The following is a 15,671-nucleotide window of genomic DNA, read 5'->3' as shown; positions in this document are numbered from 1 at the left end:
ATGCTTTAATCGGCAGTATCAATTCTTCTTAATAGTTTTACATCCTAATTCACTAAAATGTCAGTCGCAAAAGACAATATCAAAAGGGTCACCACGCATACACTTCAGGAAATGAAGAATAAGGGTGAGAAAATTTCAATGCTTACGGCATATGATTTTTCCATGGCGAGAATTCTGGATGAAGCTGGGATTGAAATTTTACTCGTAGGTGATTCGGCTTCGAATGTAATGGCAGGGCATGAGACGACTTTGCCTATTACACTTGATCAAATGATCTATCATGCTGCTGCTGTGGTAAGGGGAATAAACAGATGTTTGGTTGTGGTTGATATTCCTTTTGGAAGTTATCAGGGAAATTCTTCGGAAGCACTTCGCTCCGCGATCAGAATAATGAAAGAATCGGGAGCTCATGCCGTAAAAATGGAGGGTGGATCCGAAATTAAGGAGTCGATTATTAGAATACTCTCTGCAGGGGTTCCGGTCATGGGACATTTGGGTTTAACCCCGCAGTCCATTTATAAATTTGGCACTTATGAAGTCCGCGCCCGGGAAGAAGCCGAAGCTGAGAAACTAATAGAAGACGCCAAACTTCTTGAAGAGTGTGGATGTTTCAGCATTGTTCTGGAAAAAATACCGGCAAAACTGGCAAAAAAAGTAGCTGAGTCAGTAAAAATTCCGGTTATTGGCATAGGAGCAGGACAAGATGTAGACGGACAGGTTCTGGTAAGTCACGACATGCTCGGCATCACCGTTGATTTTGCCCCTCGTTTTATCAGAAGGTATGCCGAATTGCATAAAGTCATGAGCGATGCCGTTAAAAACTATATCAAGGACATTAAAAATCTTGATTTCCCTAAAGACAAAGAGTCGTATTGAAAAACACTTCCAGGTATTTTAAGGTAATTTATGAAGACAATCACCTTATTGCTGTAGATAAAGCTGCAGGAATATTGGTTCAGGGGGATGATACAGGGGATACACCACTATCCGAACTGGTTAAAGAATACATTGCAAAAAAATACAATAAACCGGGTGCAGTATTTTGTGGTGTCATACATCGATTGGATCGTCCGGTTAGTGGAGCAATAGTATTGGCAAGAACTTCTAAAGGTCTTGCGCGTATGAATGCGCTATTTAAGGATAGAGAAATAAGAAAAATTTACTGGGCGCTCACTAAAGACAAACCTGAAACCGAATCCGGCACATTGGTTCACTGGTTGAAAAAAAATACAAACAAAAACTTTGTCAATGTATATGGGAAAGATACCAGCGGCGCACAAAAAGCTGAACTCGATTTTAAAATTCTTGGAAGAACCGGCGGTTTTTATTTATGGCAAATCGAATTAAAAACGGGCCGCCCACATCAGATTCGTGCACAACTGGCTAAAATTGGATGCCCAATTAAAGGCGATGTCAAATACGGTTTTGGAAAAAATAATCCCGACGGAAGCATTCATCTTCACTCCAAGGCCCTGATTTTCGAACATCCTGTTAAAAAGGAAGTAATGCATATAGAAGCCCCATTGCCAAATGAATCCACCTGGAATTTGTTCCATCATTTTGCAAAAGTTAAAGATGAGTTGGATAGATAAATTGAAATCCAGATGGGGTGTGGAATCGACTTTCAGGATTGTAATGATTTTGATCGTCTTTACCTGTACGGGTTTCACGGTTCTCTTCTTAAAAAAACCACTTTTCAATTTTCTTGGATTTGATGCAGAAAACCTTCCTCTTTATGTGAGCATCATCTACTATATTTTAATCCTGCCGGTTTACATGGCTTTTCTGCTTTTTTATGGATTTATTTTTGGCCAGTATTCGTTTTTTAGGGCATTTGTCAAAAAATCTTTTTCAAGACTTAAAAGAAAATAAAGCGAATTTGATGATTAAAAGTATTTCTCATTTTAAGAAGGAAAACAATTTGTAATCTGCAATAAATAAGCATTCTATAAAATCAATCAATAATAATCTGAGCAATGGCTTTCGCTTTTCTTATTTTTAGAACCGCATGAAAAGCATCCTTTCGGCATATCTAAAACGACTCACCAATCTATCTCAGAGAAACAGGTCCTTATTTCTTCTCAGAAATACAGCTTATCAGGATATTGATTTTCATAAAATCGATGCCTTAAAAAAAGATGAAGGTCTAAAAGTTATTGAGCAGCTCAGCAAAGGCAAATCCTATTTCCTAACGGAAAATATTGATCCGCGTGTGGGTAAAAGAAATGATATTTCAGCCAATCTAGCCAAAATTCAAAGAAGAGATAACTTCATATTTAGAGAAAGTGGGGCTAAAGACTTATATCTGGGATGGCCATTTGTTCATGGCAAATTATTGGGAGAGCAAATGGTGCGTTGTCCGCTTTTGTTCTTTCCGGTTAAGCTGGAACTGAAGGAAAATAAATGGATGCTCTTTTCGCGTTCGGAAGTGAATATAACATTCAATAAGAGTTTTCTTTTGGCCTATTCCTATTTTAATAAGATACGAATTGAGGATGATTTTCTGGAAACCGTATTCAACGATTTTGACAATGAGATTCGGCCTTTTCTTACTTCTCTTTATCAACTTATTCGCGATTCACCCATAGAGCTCAATTTCAATCAGGATCTTTTCATGGAAAGGATCATTGCCTTTAGTCAATTTCAAAAAGATCAATTTGTAAAAAAATACGAGGCAGGTGAATTAAAACTATTTTCGGAGGCCGTTCTTGGAATTTTTCCACAATCGGGCTCACATCTGGTAACGGACTATAACGAACTCATTGAAAGCAATCGCTTTGGTGATCTTGAAGCCTTTTTTGCCGATAAAAATCCCAGCCCTGAAGAAGAACAGCAAGAAGGCTCACCTTATAGGATGAAATTTCTTAACAAACTAAAAGAAGAAGAAACCTACACGCCATTTCCAATTGACGCTTCACAGGAAAATGCACTAAAAGCGATAAAAAAACACAATTCTATAGTTATACAGGGTCCACCCGGATCTGGAAAAAGCCAACTCATCTGTAATTTAATTTCAGATTTTGCCTCACGCGGCAAAAAGATATTACTGGTATGCCAAAAAAGGGCCGCACTGGATGTAGTCTATAAACGACTGGAGGAAATTAAAGCCGAGAAATTTTGTGCCCTGGTTCACGATTTTAAAAATGATCGAAAAAGCATTTACGAACAAATAAACAGACAAATTGAAAGCCTTTACGAATACCAGCAAATCAACAATGGCCTTGATTCAATTTTTCTCGAAAGAAATTATCTCAAAGCCTGCCGACAAATAGACCAGCTAACCGAGGATCTGGATGATTTTAAGAATGCATTGTTTGATACCAGTCAGGCAGGTATCTCTGCGAAGGAATTATATCTGCGTTCAGAGCTTAACAATTTATCGGTAAAGCTTGATGAAGAATTCAGCAATTACCGAATGAATGAAATAGATGAGAAGCTTTCCTCATGGGATCAATACATCAATATGTACTTCAGATTTGAAGCGGAAGATTATTTGTGGAAGGACCGGGTTAGTTTTAAAGAGTTCTCCGGACTTGATTTAAAAACAATCGTGAGTACTCTCAATGAAATCCCGGTGTTTAAGAAAAAGGTCAATGAAAAAATTACTCAATTCGCCATCAGAGAAATGAGTCTTGAAGAACATTTATCTATTCTCGATGCCGAAAAAGATCTCAGAGCTTTTTTGAGAATAATTGAGGACGAAGAAATTTTTGAATCATTCAGACATTACATTGATAATAAAACAGACCTCCTGCTATTACAAAACAGACAGAGAATCATTATGGACTGTTTCGCAGGAGAGGGGGTGGAACAAAGTACCAAATCTGAGGAGTTGGTCGATGTACAAAAACTATTGGATAATGCATTGTCCAAACGAAAAAATATCATTACCTGGTGGCTGTATTCCCTATTCAGCAAAGAAAGCTATTTACTAAAAAGAGTATTGGTCAGCAATGGCCTTGAACTCAATCCCAATAATCTTAATATTCTGGAACAAAAGCTTAATAACAGGATGAATCTGGAACATAATTTGTCTTTCCTGAGAAATTTAAATTGGCTCAGTAAAATGCCAGACTCAAGAGAGAAACAAAAATTGCAGGATTGGTTTGATGTACAGCAAAAAGCACTAAATGCGAAAGCCATTATAGAAAGTTTCAGAACGGTAAGGGAAAATTTCAAATTCAAGGAAAGTACCTTTCAGCATATCAATAAAAAAATGGAAGGCCTTATTGAGTTATCAAAGATCATTCATGAAAAATTAAAGGTTTGGAATAAGCACTTGAGTAAAAAACAGATCGAAGAGCAATTATTCTCTGCAAAAAATCTGGACAAATTAATTTCAAGCGTAAATTCCGATTTTGAAGACCTCTGTTATTTCGACCGATTGAAAGATGATCTTCCGAGATCCGATATAAAACTTTTACAAAAAGTTCTCGATGTGCCAGAAGTCGATCATCCCGACAAGGTCATTCCAATCTTGTTAAATTCTCTTTCCCTTACCTGGATTGAACATCTGGAAATAAAATACCCTGAATTGCGAATGGCAGGCAGTTCTGAATTGGATCAAAAGATAGTCCAACTACAGCAATCACTCAAGGAAAAAGAGTCTTCCAGCAGCGATATATTGCTTATGCGCCTCAGGGAAATGACCTACAAATCCCTTGAGTACAATCGCCTCAACAACCTTGTAAGTTATCGCGAACTTCAGCATCAGGTGAATAAAAAAAGAAAGATCTGGCCGCTCAGGCAGTTGATATCCAAGCATTTTGAAGAGCTTTTTAATTTAATTCCATGCTGGATGGCCTCGCCCGAATCGGTTTCAGCCATGTTTCCAATAGAAGAAATTTTTGATTTGGTGATTTTTGATGAGGCATCTCAATGTTTTTCCGAACAAGGAATTCCGGCGGTTTACAGGGCGCGGCAAGTGGTTATATTAGGTGATAATAAACAATTGCAGCCCAATAATCTATACCAGGTGAGGTACGAAGTTGAGGAAGAAGAAAACCCCGATTTGGAGAATGACTCCTTGCTCGATCTGGGAAGCAGATATTTGATGACCACAATGCTCAAAGGGCATTACCGAAGTTCCAGTTTAGATCTGATCGATTTCTCCAACAAACATTTTTATAATTCCTCTCTGCGCTTTCTTCCTTCGCCCAATGCCATGTTCAATACAGATCCGGCAATAAAATACCATCATTTAAGTTATGGAATCTGGGAAAGTAATAAGAATGTGATGGAGGCCGAAGAAGTTATACGTCTGGTTCAAAACTATCTGAAAGCAGGCATCACCAACATAGGGATCATCACTTTCAATTTCTTCCAGCAGAATTTAATCCAGGATTTGCTTGAGGAAGTTTCCATTAATGAAAAATGGCCGATTCCGGAAGATCTTTTTATCAAGAACATTGAAAATGTTCAGGGCGATGAACGCGATGTTATTATTTTTTCCATTTCTTATGCCAGAGATTCCTCGGGCAAGCTAAGACACCAATTCGGATCTTTAAATGCAGCCGGTGGAGAAAACAGATTAAACGTGGCAATAACAAGGGCCAGAAAAAAAATAGATATTGTGGCAAGTATATTACCACAGGAATTAAATACAGAGGATTTAAAACACGAAGGCCCCAAACTATTAAAGTCCTATCTCGAGTATGCATTGCAGGTCTCAAACGGCCAATACGATTCTCATTTTAGCGAAAAAGAAGGATTTAAGCAGGATTGGTATTTGAAAAATCGCTTAAAAAATTGGCTGAATAAAGAAAAAATCAATTATTCAGAAAATTTGCCATTTGTAGATCTTATGGTCTGGAAGGAAGGCGATTCGGCCAAATTGATATTCACAGATGATGACTTGTTCTACGAAAGTTATAGTGCAAAAGAAGTGTTTGCCTACCGGCCGATGGAACTTCAAAAGAAAAACTGGGAATATACTTTTGTATTGAGTCGAAAATACTGGACCAATCACACAGAAGCAATGATGGCTGTAAACCGATTTCTCGACAGGTAATTAATTGTCGTCTTTGTTCTTTAAAGATTTTATAAAACGGGCCCAGGCAAAAGGATTGATCAAAGAAAGCGTTGGTGCCATGTATTCATTACCCTGCATCTCTGCATAATTATTCATGTAGAATGCATAGTTCAGGCTCGCATCCATAGACAGAGAATATTGCATTTTTAGCAATAAATTCTCATTCATTGTTCCTCTTTTTAAAAATTCTTCTCCTGTGGTTTGGTTCATGGCAAGGAATGCCTCCTTAAATAACTCTTCGGTTGGCCAGGGATAAATACTAATGGAAGGTAGCATAATGGTATCCTGCTTCAGTTCAATGTAAGCTGTAATCTGATCTTTTCCATTGTCAGGAACCACATAGGTTCTTTTTTTATAGGAAACAGCAGAGATCGTCAAGGTATCACCGACAAGGGTTGGGAATGAAAAAAATCCATATTCATTTGAGGTTGTTCCTCGTCCGGAACCATCTACATAAATATGCACGCCGGGCACTCCATAAGCACTGTCACCTGTAACAATCAATCCACCAATTTGAACCACCTTTCGATCTTCTTGTGCTTGCGAAACAGAAAATACTATGGTAAAAAGAAATAATGCAGCCAATCTTAGCGCCATAAAGAAATAATATTTCAATTTAGGAACTTCAAATATACGATTTTATTGCCGTCAGGCTTATATTAGAGTATGCGAGTAAAGCAATTTAACACATCCGTCGGAACGCAAATTTTTAAAGCCTTTTCTGAGTTGGCCAGGGTTAGGGTTATCAATTTGCTCTTCAAAAAAGGCCCACTTTCAACCTCCGACCTCGAATTAGTGCTTGAATTCACTCAAGCCAAAACTTCAAGGCATTTGGTTTATCTCAAAACTTCCGGACTTGTTTCTTCAAAAAGAATTGATCAATGGGTGCTTTATTCTGTGAATGATGAGTTTGGAGAAATTATTACACAATTGCTCAATTACTTTGAAAAAGATCCTTTGCTAAAAAACGATCTTGAGACTTGTGATGTTCTTAATTCTAATCGGGAGTTATCTACAAGCAAGATCAACCTTAAAAAACTAATGCGTGAAAAATTATAAACACATTTTTTTCGATCTGGACCACACCTTATGGGACTATGAAAAGAATGCAAAGGAGACACTTTTTGAACTTCACGTCCTTTTTGAGCTATCAAATTTTAATATACTTCAGGAAAAATTACTCGAAGTATACCGCCTAGTGAATTTTGAGCTCTGGAGATCGTACAATAAAGGATTGGTTAATAAAGAAGAGCTTAGAGAAATTAGATTTTTTAAAACATTAGGACATCTCGGAATTAAAGACAGGTTGCTGGCAGCCAAAATGGAGAATGCTTTTTTAGAAATCTGTCCAAAAAAACCTCATGTACTTCCAAACAGCATTGAGATTCTTGAGTATTTGAAAGAGAAATATGTAATGCATATAATCACAAATGGCTTCAAGGGAAGCACAGAAAGTAAAATGGTGAATTCCGGTTTAAAACCATACTTTAAGGAAACCATTACATCCGAATGTATAGGTATTACCAAACCGAACGCTGCTATATTCGAATATGCCATTAAAATTGCCGGAACAAATGCAAAAGAAAGCATCATGATCGGTGACAATCCCGAAACCGATATTCAGGGCGCGTTTAATTCAGGTATGGATCGCATTCATTTCAATCCTGAAAATCGCGCCTGCAAAGTAGAAATGAATCACAGCATTTCTGATTTAATAGAACTAAAAAATCATCTCTAGTAAATTTCGGGTAATTCAAAAAGGAATTGCAATGGGTTGGGGCTTCGTAGTCTATACCTTACTTTTGCAAGAAATTTCAAACGATGTCAAAAGCAATTTCAAATATTCCATACCCGGTCAATGAACCGGTAAAAAGTTACGCCCCGGGTAGCCCGGAAAAAAAAGAACTCAAATCTGTTCTGGCTGAATTAAAATCCAGTGTAATGGACATTCCGATGGTCATTGGAGGAGAGGAAATCAGAACTGACAAAAAGATTGAAATTACTCCGCCGCATGAGCACAAACACGTTCTTGCTCATTTTCATAAAGGCGACGAAACGCATGTTCATCAGGCGATTAATGCAGCATTGGATGCTAAAAAAAGCTGGTCAGCTTTGCCCTGGGAACAACGCGTAAGTGTATTTCTAAAAGCAGCAGATTTATTAGCCGGCCCCTACCGGGCCAAAATGAATGCCGCGACGATGTTGGGCCAATCAAAAAGTGTTTTTCAGGCTGAAATTGATGCGGCTTGTGAATTAATAGATTTCCTAAAATTTAATGCCTATTTCATGCAGGAAATCTACTTGGAGCAGCCCGATTCTTTACCGGGCATGTGGAATAGAACAGAATACAGACCACTTGAAGGTTTTGTTGCAGCAATAACACCATTCAATTTTACTTCAATTGGTGCAAATTTGGCTGCTGCGCCCGCCATGATGGGAAATACCGTTTTATGGAAACCTTCGGAAACCCAGATTTATTCGGCCTGGGTATTTATGGAAATTATGAAGGAAGCGGGATTGCCCGATGGCGTTATCAATATCATTTACACCGATGGCCCGACAACCGGTGATATCGTATTTAAGCATCGCGATCTGGCAGGTGTACATTTTACAGGTAGCACCAAGACCTTCCAGCATATTTGGAAAACCATTGGAACCAATATTGATAAATTCAGAACCTATCCAAGAATCGTAGGAGAAACAGGAGGTAAAGATTTTATTTTGGCGCATCGTTCGGCGGATGCCAAAGAAGTAGCTACGGCCATTACCAGAGGTGCATTCGAATACCAGGGTCAAAAATGTTCCGCCGCTTCAAGAGTTTATATTGATCAGAGCATTTGGAAAGATGTTGAGAAAAATTTACTCGCCGATTTAAAAAATATTAAAATGGGCAGTCCGGAAGATTTCAGAAACTTCTTTAATGCTGTCATTGACAAACGCTCATTTGACAAAATTTCCAAATTTATCGATGAGGCTAAAAATTCAAAAGTGGCTAAGATTATCGCAGGTGGAAATTACGATGACAGTAAAGGATACTTTATTGAGCCAACTGTTATCTTAACAGAAGATCCGCAATTCACCACAATGTGCGAGGAAATCTTTGGTCCTGTTGTGACGATTTATGTTTACAATTCGGCCTTTGATGATGTTTTAAAGTTAGTGGATGAAACTTCTCCATATGCATTAACGGGTGCAGTATTTGCAAGAGATCGTTATGCCATTGATAAAGCAACCAAAGCGCTGGAGCATGCGGCCGGTAATTTCTATATCAATGATAAACCAACCGGAGCAGTGGTTGGCCAGCAGCCATTTGGAGGTTCCAGAGCATCCGGCACCAATGACAAAGCCGGCTCTGCCCAGAATCTGCACCGATGGGTATCGGTAAGAACGATTAAGGAAACTTATGTTCCGGCGAAGAACTTTACCTATCCGTTTATGGATGAAGAGTAAAAGAATTAAACTTGCCCGCCAGTGGCGGGAATTAAGAATTGAGTAAGTTTTTATTCTGACATTAAAAAAAAAGGGTGATCGACATTTCGATCACCCTTTTTTTGTATTTGTTATTATTTGTTTAATTAAAGCTTACGCTTGATTTCTCTTTCTTCGTACACCTCCAGCTCATCGCCTTCGTTAATGTCGTTGAAATTTTTCAATCGAATACCACATTCATAACCAAATTTAACCTCGGTTACATCGTCTTTATGGCGTTTTAACTCATCGATCATGCTATCAGCAACAACGATACCGTCACGCACCACACGTACCTGACTTTTCCGTTTTACCAGGCCGTCTTTTACAAAACAACCGGCAATAGTACCAACTTTGGAAATTTTAAAAGTCTGACGTATTTCCACCGTACCGATAACAACTTCTTCTTTCGTCGGCTCAAGCATACCCTCCATGGCATCCTTAATCTCATTGATCGCATCGTAAATGATAGAATACATTCTGATCTCGATCTCTTCATTCTCAGCGAGTTTTCTTGCTGTACCTGAAGGCCGTACCTGGAAACCAAGTATTACGGCATCTGACGCAGAAGCAAGCAAAACATCTGATTCAGAAATCTGACCAACGCCTTTATGTATAATACTAACTTTGATTTCATCTGTAGATAATTTTAACAGTGAATCGGCCAATGCTTCAACAGAACCATCCACATCACCTTTTACTATGACATTCAATTCTTTAAATGAACCAATTGCCAATCGTCGACCAATTTCATCAAGTGTAATGTGTTTCTTGGTTCGAATACTTTGTTCTCTTTGTATCTGGGCTCTGTTGTTGGCAATTTCTCTTGCCTCACGCTCAGATTCCATGATATTAAATTTGTCACCGGCTTGCGGTGCTCCGTTGAGTCCTAAAACCAATGCTGGCGTTGCAGGGCCAACTTCATTCATCTTGATTCCTCGGTGATCAAACATGGCTTTAACTTTACCCATGTGCGAGCCTGCTAGAATTACATCTCCGACTTTCATTATTCCGGATTCATTGAGCAATGTGGCTACATAGCCTCTTCCCTTATCGAGCTCGGCCTCAATGACCGTTCCATTACCTCTTTTTTTAGAGTCCGCCTTTAATTCCAGAAGTTCTGCTTCGAGCAATACTTTTTCGAGTAGTTCTTCAACTCCCTGGCCGGTTTTGGCTGATATCTGTTCGCATTGGTATTTACCACCCCAGTCTTCAACCATATAATTCATGTTTGCCAATTCCTCTTTGACCTTGTCCGGATTGGCATTGGGCTTATCCATTTTGTTGAGGGCAAAGACTATGGGTACCCCTGCATTGGATGCATGGTTAATGGCTTCTTTGGTTTGCGGCATAACGCTGTCATCCGCTGCAATAACAATAATTGCTACATCGGTTACTGCGGCACCCCTGGCTCTCATCGCTGTAAAGGCTTCGTGACCTGGGGTATCAAGGAATACGATTCTCTTTCCCGTTTTAGATGTAACATCATAGGCTCCAATGTGCTGTGTAATACCTCCGGCTTCGCCTTCCGTTACCTTGGCACTTCGTATATAATCAAGCAATGATGTTTTACCGTGATCAACATGTCCCATTATAGTTACTATTGGCGCACGTTCGATCATGTTTTCATCGTGATCCTGCTCAGTCAAATCCTCTTCCGATTCCTGTTCAGAGCTTACAAATTCAACATTGTATCCAAATTCGTCTGCGATAATGGTAATGCTTTCAGCATCGAGTCGCTGGTTAATTGACACGAACATTCCCAATGAAAGACAGGTGGAAATTACATCATTCACATTGACATCCATAAGTGATGCCAGGTCATTGGCTGAAACGAACTCAGTAACTTTTAGTGTTTTTGTGTCTTCCTGTTCTGCTGCCTCCTCTCTGGCTTGTGCCATGGCAGAACGTTTTTCTTTTCTGTATTTGGCTCTTACTCCCGTAGGACTCTTACTTCCTCCGGAAATTTTTGCCATGGTGGCCTTAATCTGCTCTTGGATTTCCTTGTCGGAAACTTCTTCTTTTTGACTTTTCTTACCCTGAACCTCTTTTGGCTTTTTCCTGTTATCACTGCCTGTTCTTATCCTCTTTCTTTTGCGTTTTCCATCTTTGTCTTTATGGGAATCGTCAGAAGATGCCACTTTTTCAGGGCCTTTCTTCTCAGGTTTTTTAGGCAATTCAATTTTGCCTAGAACTTTAAGCCCTTGTAATTTATCCGCTTTCGCCGAAATAGTTTTTCCAGGTTCATCCACCTGCTCTTCCTCTTTTGGTGCTTCGGATTTTGCATCTTCCTTGGCTACCGTCTCAGGTTCCGGTTTCTTTTCTTCGGCTTTTGGTTCTACTTTTTTCTTTTCTTCTTTTACCGGCTTTTCTTCCGATTTTTCTTCCTCTTTGGCTTGGGGCTTTTCTTCAACCTTTTTTGGTTCTGCCTTTGGCTCTTCTTTAGGTATTTCTTTTTTGACTTCTTCCTTGGCTTCTTCCTTAACCTTCTCTTCTACCTTTTCTGTTTTTTTCTTGTCTAAGTCAATTTTTCCAAGTACTCTGGTACCCTGAACACTTGCTTTTGCTCTGATTACATCTTCGGGTTGTGAATTTTCTTTCTTTCCTGAAACACCTACATTTTTAATGAGTATTTGATCCTCAGGTTCGGATTTATCTGATCGGCTCGAGGACGCATCTTCCCCATCTACCTTGACTTTTGAGCCAATGGTCATTCCTGAGGCCTCTTCTTTAGCCGCTCGTGAGGTTTCAAATTCTTTTTGAAGCAAATCGAATTGCTCCATACTTATTTTGGCATTAGGACTATTATCAACTTTATGTCCTTTTGTTGCCAAGAAATCAATAATGGTTGAAGTCCCAACGTTCAGCTCTCTCGATACCTTACTTATTCTGAGGGTCTTTTCACTCATAGGCCAAATATCCCGTTTTTTCTATTCTATAAAAAATTTTACTCAAATTCCTGACTTAGTATTTGGATTACATCATCAATGGTTTCTTCCTCTAAATCTGTTCTTCTAAGCAGGTCTTCTTTTCCTGTTTTCAATACGCTTTTAGCCGTATCTAAACCTATTTTTCTTAATTCTTCGATGATCCAATCTTCAATTTCATCTGTAAATTCCATCAAGTCCACATCGTCTTCTTCGCCTTCAAGGATTTCTCTGAAAACGTCGATTTCCAATCCGACCAATTTACTTGCCAGCTTAATGTTTAGACCGCCTTTGCCAATTGCCAATGAAACCTGATCGGGTTTGAGAAATACAGAAACCCTGTCTTCATCCGGATCCATTTTTATGGTAGAAATTTTTGCCGGACTCAGGGCACGTTGAATCAGAAGTTCTTTGTTTTCAGTATGATTGATGACATCGATATTTTCATTATCGAGCTCTCTAACAATACTGTGAATTCTTGAACCTTTCATACCGACACATGCACCAACCGGATCAACTCTGTCATCAAAAGACTCCACAGTCACTTTCGCTCTTTCGCCCGGTTCCCTAACTACCTTTTTGATTTGAATCAGGCCATCGTAAACTTCCGGCACTTCGTTTTCAAATAATCTTTCAAGAAATTTTGGTGACGTTCTTGAAAGCAAAATTCTCGGATTGCCATTTAGCATTTCAACTCTATCGACAATCGCCCTGATGGTATCACCTTTTCTAAATCTGTCTTTTGGTATCTGCTCGCTTCTTTTTACAACCAACTCATTTCCTTCGCCATCTACCATTAAAATTTCTTTGGGAAGCACCTGATATACTTCACCGGTAACAATCTCTCCTACCTGCTCTTTGTATTTCTGGTACAAAATGTCTTTTTCAAGATCTTTTATTCTTTGCATTAATGTCTGGCGTGCGGTGAGCACCAAACGGCGTCCGAAATCTTCGAATTTTACTTCTTCTGCAACTTCTTCTCCCACTTCAAAATCTTCTTCTATTTTTTTAGCGTCGGACAATGGAATTTGAATGTTTAAATCAATGTCTTCAGCATCATCCGCTACAACTTCTCTGTAATGCCAGATTTCAAGGTCACCCTTATCGGTATTAATGATAACGTCAAAATTATCATCTGAACCATACTTTTTTCTAACGAGTGTTTTAAAGACATCCTCCAAAATGTGGATCATTGTAGGACGGTCAATGTTTTTGAATTTTGCAAATTCCTGAAACGACTCAATTAATGTTGCGCTGTCCATTTTATTTATTTAAAAGATACTAATACTTGTATGCTGTTTATTTTATCCAGTTCAAAATTTAAACTTTGAACATCTTTTTTCTTTTTCTTTTCCAAAACCAAAGCATTATCGCTTACTTCTTTTAGAATTCCCTCCTGAGATTTGCCTTCCCCAAGATCAATCCTAACTTTTCTTCCTATGTTATTTTTGTATTGCCGCAGCATTTTTAAAGGCTTGCCAACACCAAATGATGAAACTTCCAAATTGTATTGCAGCATGGCGGAATCTTCTTCTTCCATTTTTGCTCCCAGTTTTTTTGAAATCTTACTGCAAGCATCAATACTTATTCCTTTGTCCCCGTCGAGATATATGGCAATCTTTTTTTTACCATCCTTATCTCCTTTGATTTCAATTTCAACAACAAACAAAGAAGGATCTGCGATTAACTCCTCCACCCATTTCTTTATTTGTTCTTCTGAAAGTTGCATCATAATAAAAAGAGGGGACTCACGAAGTCCCCTCTCTTAATTTAACACCGCAAAAATACATAAATAATAAGCAGAAATCAAATACCCTTTAGAACAGATATTTTATGTTTAATTCTCCCGAAGTGAATTGAAGCTCTGTTTGTAAATTAAAAATCAATGGATGGTTGGGATGAATGTGCCCACTCGGTAAATTGTAAAAGCAGGGCAATTCGTAAATTTTTGCTTCTTCCACAATTGATTCATAAACGCCGGATATGGGAAAACGGCCTTTAATGGTTTCACTAAAAGCGCCCAACAACAAAGCCTTGATGTTATTAAAAACCCCTGCCCTTTTTAACTGCACCATCATACGATCGATTTTATAATCGTATTCTGCTATTTCCTCAAGAAAAAGAATCTTATTCTTGAAGAATTCCGGATTCACAATACCCAGTTGATTTACGATTAAACTCAGATTACCGCCTGTAATGTCTCCCCTTAAGGACGATTGTTCCCGGTTTGACTTACAATTCAAAGTCTGCTGTTTTTTATTTAGCAAATCCTTCAACATCAGAAGTTCATCCTTAGTCATGGATTCTATCATCGAGGAATGGATAAGAGGAAACTTTTCAAATCTGCTGTCAAGAAACAGTGCTGTAATATCGCTAAAACCCAATATCACTTTGGGTTTGGAAAAAAAGCCCTTTGTTTGAATGTTATCAATAATTCTGGTAATACCATATCCACCCCTGGCCATCCAAATGGCATCTGCCTCAGGATGGTCCAAAGCCCATTGAAGATCTGCCAGGCGCTCAGCATCTCTCCCTGCAAAAGGCCCATGAATTTTATTTACATTTTCACCGGTTTCAACTTTATATCCGGCATTTCGAAGCAATTCTATCCCCTTTTGCAGTTCTTGCATATCTATTCTGCCCGCAGGAGCTATTACCAGGATATGATTTATTTTCTGCTTCAAAACAAAAAAGCCTCCGTGTGGAGGCTAATTAAATTATTTTTTTGTAACTCCGAGTTTTGCCAAAACCAGGTCGGAGACATCATCTCCCTCCGGTGCATGTAGAATGAATGAAGCTCCCAATGCTGCATCACTGCTAAAAATATAGGTATATCCTTTTTCGGCAGCCACCTGATTGATGGCATTGTTGACTTTATCTACAAGTGGTGCAAGCAACTCATTCTCTTTTTTCTGCAAATCATCCTGGGCTTTTTTCTGAAAATCCTGGATCGATTTATTCATCATTTGAAGCTCCTGCTCCTTATCAGCTCTGATAAGTTCAGTCATCGTAGATTTACCTGCCTCATAAGCCTGATACTTGCCTTCAAACTCCTTAATCTTATTGTCCAATTGATTTTCCAATTGTTTGCCATAGGTATCAAGCTGCGATTCAATTTGCTTGCTTTGAGGCATGCTTGCCAAAATATAATTAGGACTGGCATATCCTATTTTGAGATTCTGTGCAAAAACATTCTGGCTCCCAAAAAGAGCGACGGTCAATAGTATGAGATATATTTTTTTCAT

The 15,671-nt window shown here is 38.7% G+C and carries 13 protein-coding genes; 7 read left to right on the top strand and 6 right to left on the bottom strand.

Annotated features, from left to right (window positions below):
- Positions 1-57 precede the first annotated feature (57 nt).
- From panB to HZR84_09420, 4 genes are all read left to right on the top strand, one after another.
- On the top strand, positions 58-876 hold the full coding sequence (gene panB, locus HZR84_09435) for a 3-methyl-2-oxobutanoate hydroxymethyltransferase (GenBank protein QNL22150.1): 819 nt from the start codon (positions 58-60) through the stop codon (positions 874-876).
- Positions 873-1,592: an RluA family pseudouridine synthase gene (locus HZR84_09430; GenBank protein ID QNL22149.1), complete on the top strand. Its 720-nt coding sequence runs from the start codon at positions 873-875 to the stop codon at positions 1,590-1,592. The genes panB and HZR84_09430 overlap by 4 nt, the downstream gene beginning before the upstream one ends.
- The gene (locus tag HZR84_09425) at positions 1,576-1,872 is read left to right on the top strand and encodes a prolipoprotein diacylglyceryl transferase (protein QNL22148.1); all 297 of its coding nucleotides are present in this window, start codon (positions 1,576-1,578) and stop codon (positions 1,870-1,872) included. Before HZR84_09430 ends, HZR84_09425 begins: the two co-directional genes overlap by 17 nt.
- A gap of 136 nt (positions 1,873-2,008) precedes the next feature.
- Positions 2,009-6,010, top strand: coding sequence for a DUF4011 domain-containing protein (locus tag HZR84_09420; protein QNL22147.1), 4,002 nt, complete (start codon positions 2,009-2,011; stop codon positions 6,008-6,010).
- Here HZR84_09420 and HZR84_09415 read toward each other — a convergent pair whose 3' ends face one another.
- Positions 6,011-6,628 (bottom strand): carboxypeptidase-like regulatory domain-containing protein, encoded by a 618-nt coding sequence (locus HZR84_09415; GenBank protein ID QNL22146.1) that lies wholly within the window; start codon positions 6,626-6,628, stop codon positions 6,011-6,013.
- Positions 6,629-6,697: 69 nt separating this feature from the next.
- On the opposite strand from HZR84_09415, the gene HZR84_09410 reads away from it, so the two are divergent.
- The 3 genes from HZR84_09410 (at position 6,698) to pruA (ending at position 9,481) form a co-directional block, all read left to right on the top strand.
- A complete protein-coding gene (locus tag HZR84_09410) occupies positions 6,698-7,090 on the top strand; it encodes a helix-turn-helix transcriptional regulator (GenBank protein QNL22145.1) in 393 nt (130 codons plus the stop codon).
- Positions 7,077-7,769 (top strand): noncanonical pyrimidine nucleotidase, YjjG family, encoded by a 693-nt coding sequence (locus HZR84_09405; GenBank protein ID QNL22144.1) that lies wholly within the window; start codon positions 7,077-7,079, stop codon positions 7,767-7,769. Before HZR84_09410 ends, HZR84_09405 begins: the two co-directional genes overlap by 14 nt.
- An 83-nt stretch (positions 7,770-7,852) precedes the next feature.
- Positions 7,853-9,481 (top strand): L-glutamate gamma-semialdehyde dehydrogenase, encoded by a 1,629-nt coding sequence (gene pruA, locus HZR84_09400; GenBank protein ID QNL22143.1) that lies wholly within the window; start codon positions 7,853-7,855, stop codon positions 9,479-9,481.
- A gap of 125 nt (positions 9,482-9,606) precedes the next feature.
- Here the strand turns inward: pruA and infB are convergent, their stop codons facing one another.
- The 5 genes from infB to HZR84_09375 all read right to left on the bottom strand — a co-directional run bounded on the left by infB (position 9,607) and on the right by HZR84_09375 (position 15,671).
- Positions 9,607-12,408: a translation initiation factor IF-2 gene (gene infB, locus HZR84_09395; GenBank protein QNL22142.1), complete on the bottom strand. Its 2,802-nt coding sequence runs from the start codon at positions 12,406-12,408 to the stop codon at positions 9,607-9,609.
- Between the two features lie 38 nt (positions 12,409-12,446).
- A complete protein-coding gene (gene nusA, locus HZR84_09390; protein QNL22141.1) occupies positions 12,447-13,688 on the bottom strand; it encodes a transcription termination/antitermination protein NusA in 1,242 nt (413 codons plus the stop codon).
- A gap of 5 nt (positions 13,689-13,693) precedes the next feature.
- Positions 13,694-14,158 (bottom strand): hypothetical protein, encoded by a 465-nt coding sequence (locus tag HZR84_09385; GenBank protein QNL22140.1) that lies wholly within the window; start codon positions 14,156-14,158, stop codon positions 13,694-13,696.
- 85 nt (positions 14,159-14,243) lie between these two features.
- On the bottom strand, positions 14,244-15,110 hold the full coding sequence (locus HZR84_09380) for an LD-carboxypeptidase (GenBank protein QNL22139.1): 867 nt from the start codon (positions 15,108-15,110) through the stop codon (positions 14,244-14,246).
- Between the two features lie 33 nt (positions 15,111-15,143).
- Entirely contained in the window at positions 15,144-15,671 is a 528-nt protein-coding gene (locus HZR84_09375) for an OmpH family outer membrane protein (protein ID QNL22138.1), read from the bottom strand.

This window comes from Hyphobacterium sp. CCMP332 (assembly GCA_014323545.1).
Classification (GTDB): Bacteria; Bacteroidota; Bacteroidia; order Cytophagales; family CCMP332; genus CCMP332.
Note: the sequence above shows the minus strand (reverse complement) of the source record. Positions and strands in the feature narration are given on the sequence as shown.

Coding starts and splice junctions, on each gene's coding strand:
- nusA (QNL22141.1), bottom strand. CDS start 13,688: ATGGACAGCGCAACATTAATTGAGTCGTTTCAGGAATTTGCAAAATTC.
- HZR84_09385 (QNL22140.1), bottom strand. CDS start 14,158: ATGATGCAACTTTCAGAAGAACAAATAAAGAAATGGGTGGAGGAGTTA.
- pruA (QNL22143.1), top strand. CDS start 7,853: ATGTCAAAAGCAATTTCAAATATTCCATACCCGGTCAATGAACCGGTA.
- HZR84_09375 (QNL22138.1), bottom strand. CDS start 15,671: ATGAAAAAAATATATCTCATACTATTGACCGTCGCTCTTTTTGGGAGC.
- panB (QNL22150.1), top strand. CDS start 58: ATGTCAGTCGCAAAAGACAATATCAAAAGGGTCACCACGCATACACTT.
- HZR84_09425 (QNL22148.1), top strand. CDS start 1,576: ATGAGTTGGATAGATAAATTGAAATCCAGATGGGGTGTGGAATCGACT.
- infB (QNL22142.1), bottom strand. CDS start 12,408: ATGAGTGAAAAGACCCTCAGAATAAGTAAGGTATCGAGAGAGCTGAAC.
- HZR84_09410 (QNL22145.1), top strand. CDS start 6,698: ATGCGAGTAAAGCAATTTAACACATCCGTCGGAACGCAAATTTTTAAA.
- HZR84_09415 (QNL22146.1), bottom strand. CDS start 6,628: ATGGCGCTAAGATTGGCTGCATTATTTCTTTTTACCATAGTATTTTCT.
- HZR84_09420 (QNL22147.1), top strand. CDS start 2,009: ATGAAAAGCATCCTTTCGGCATATCTAAAACGACTCACCAATCTATCT.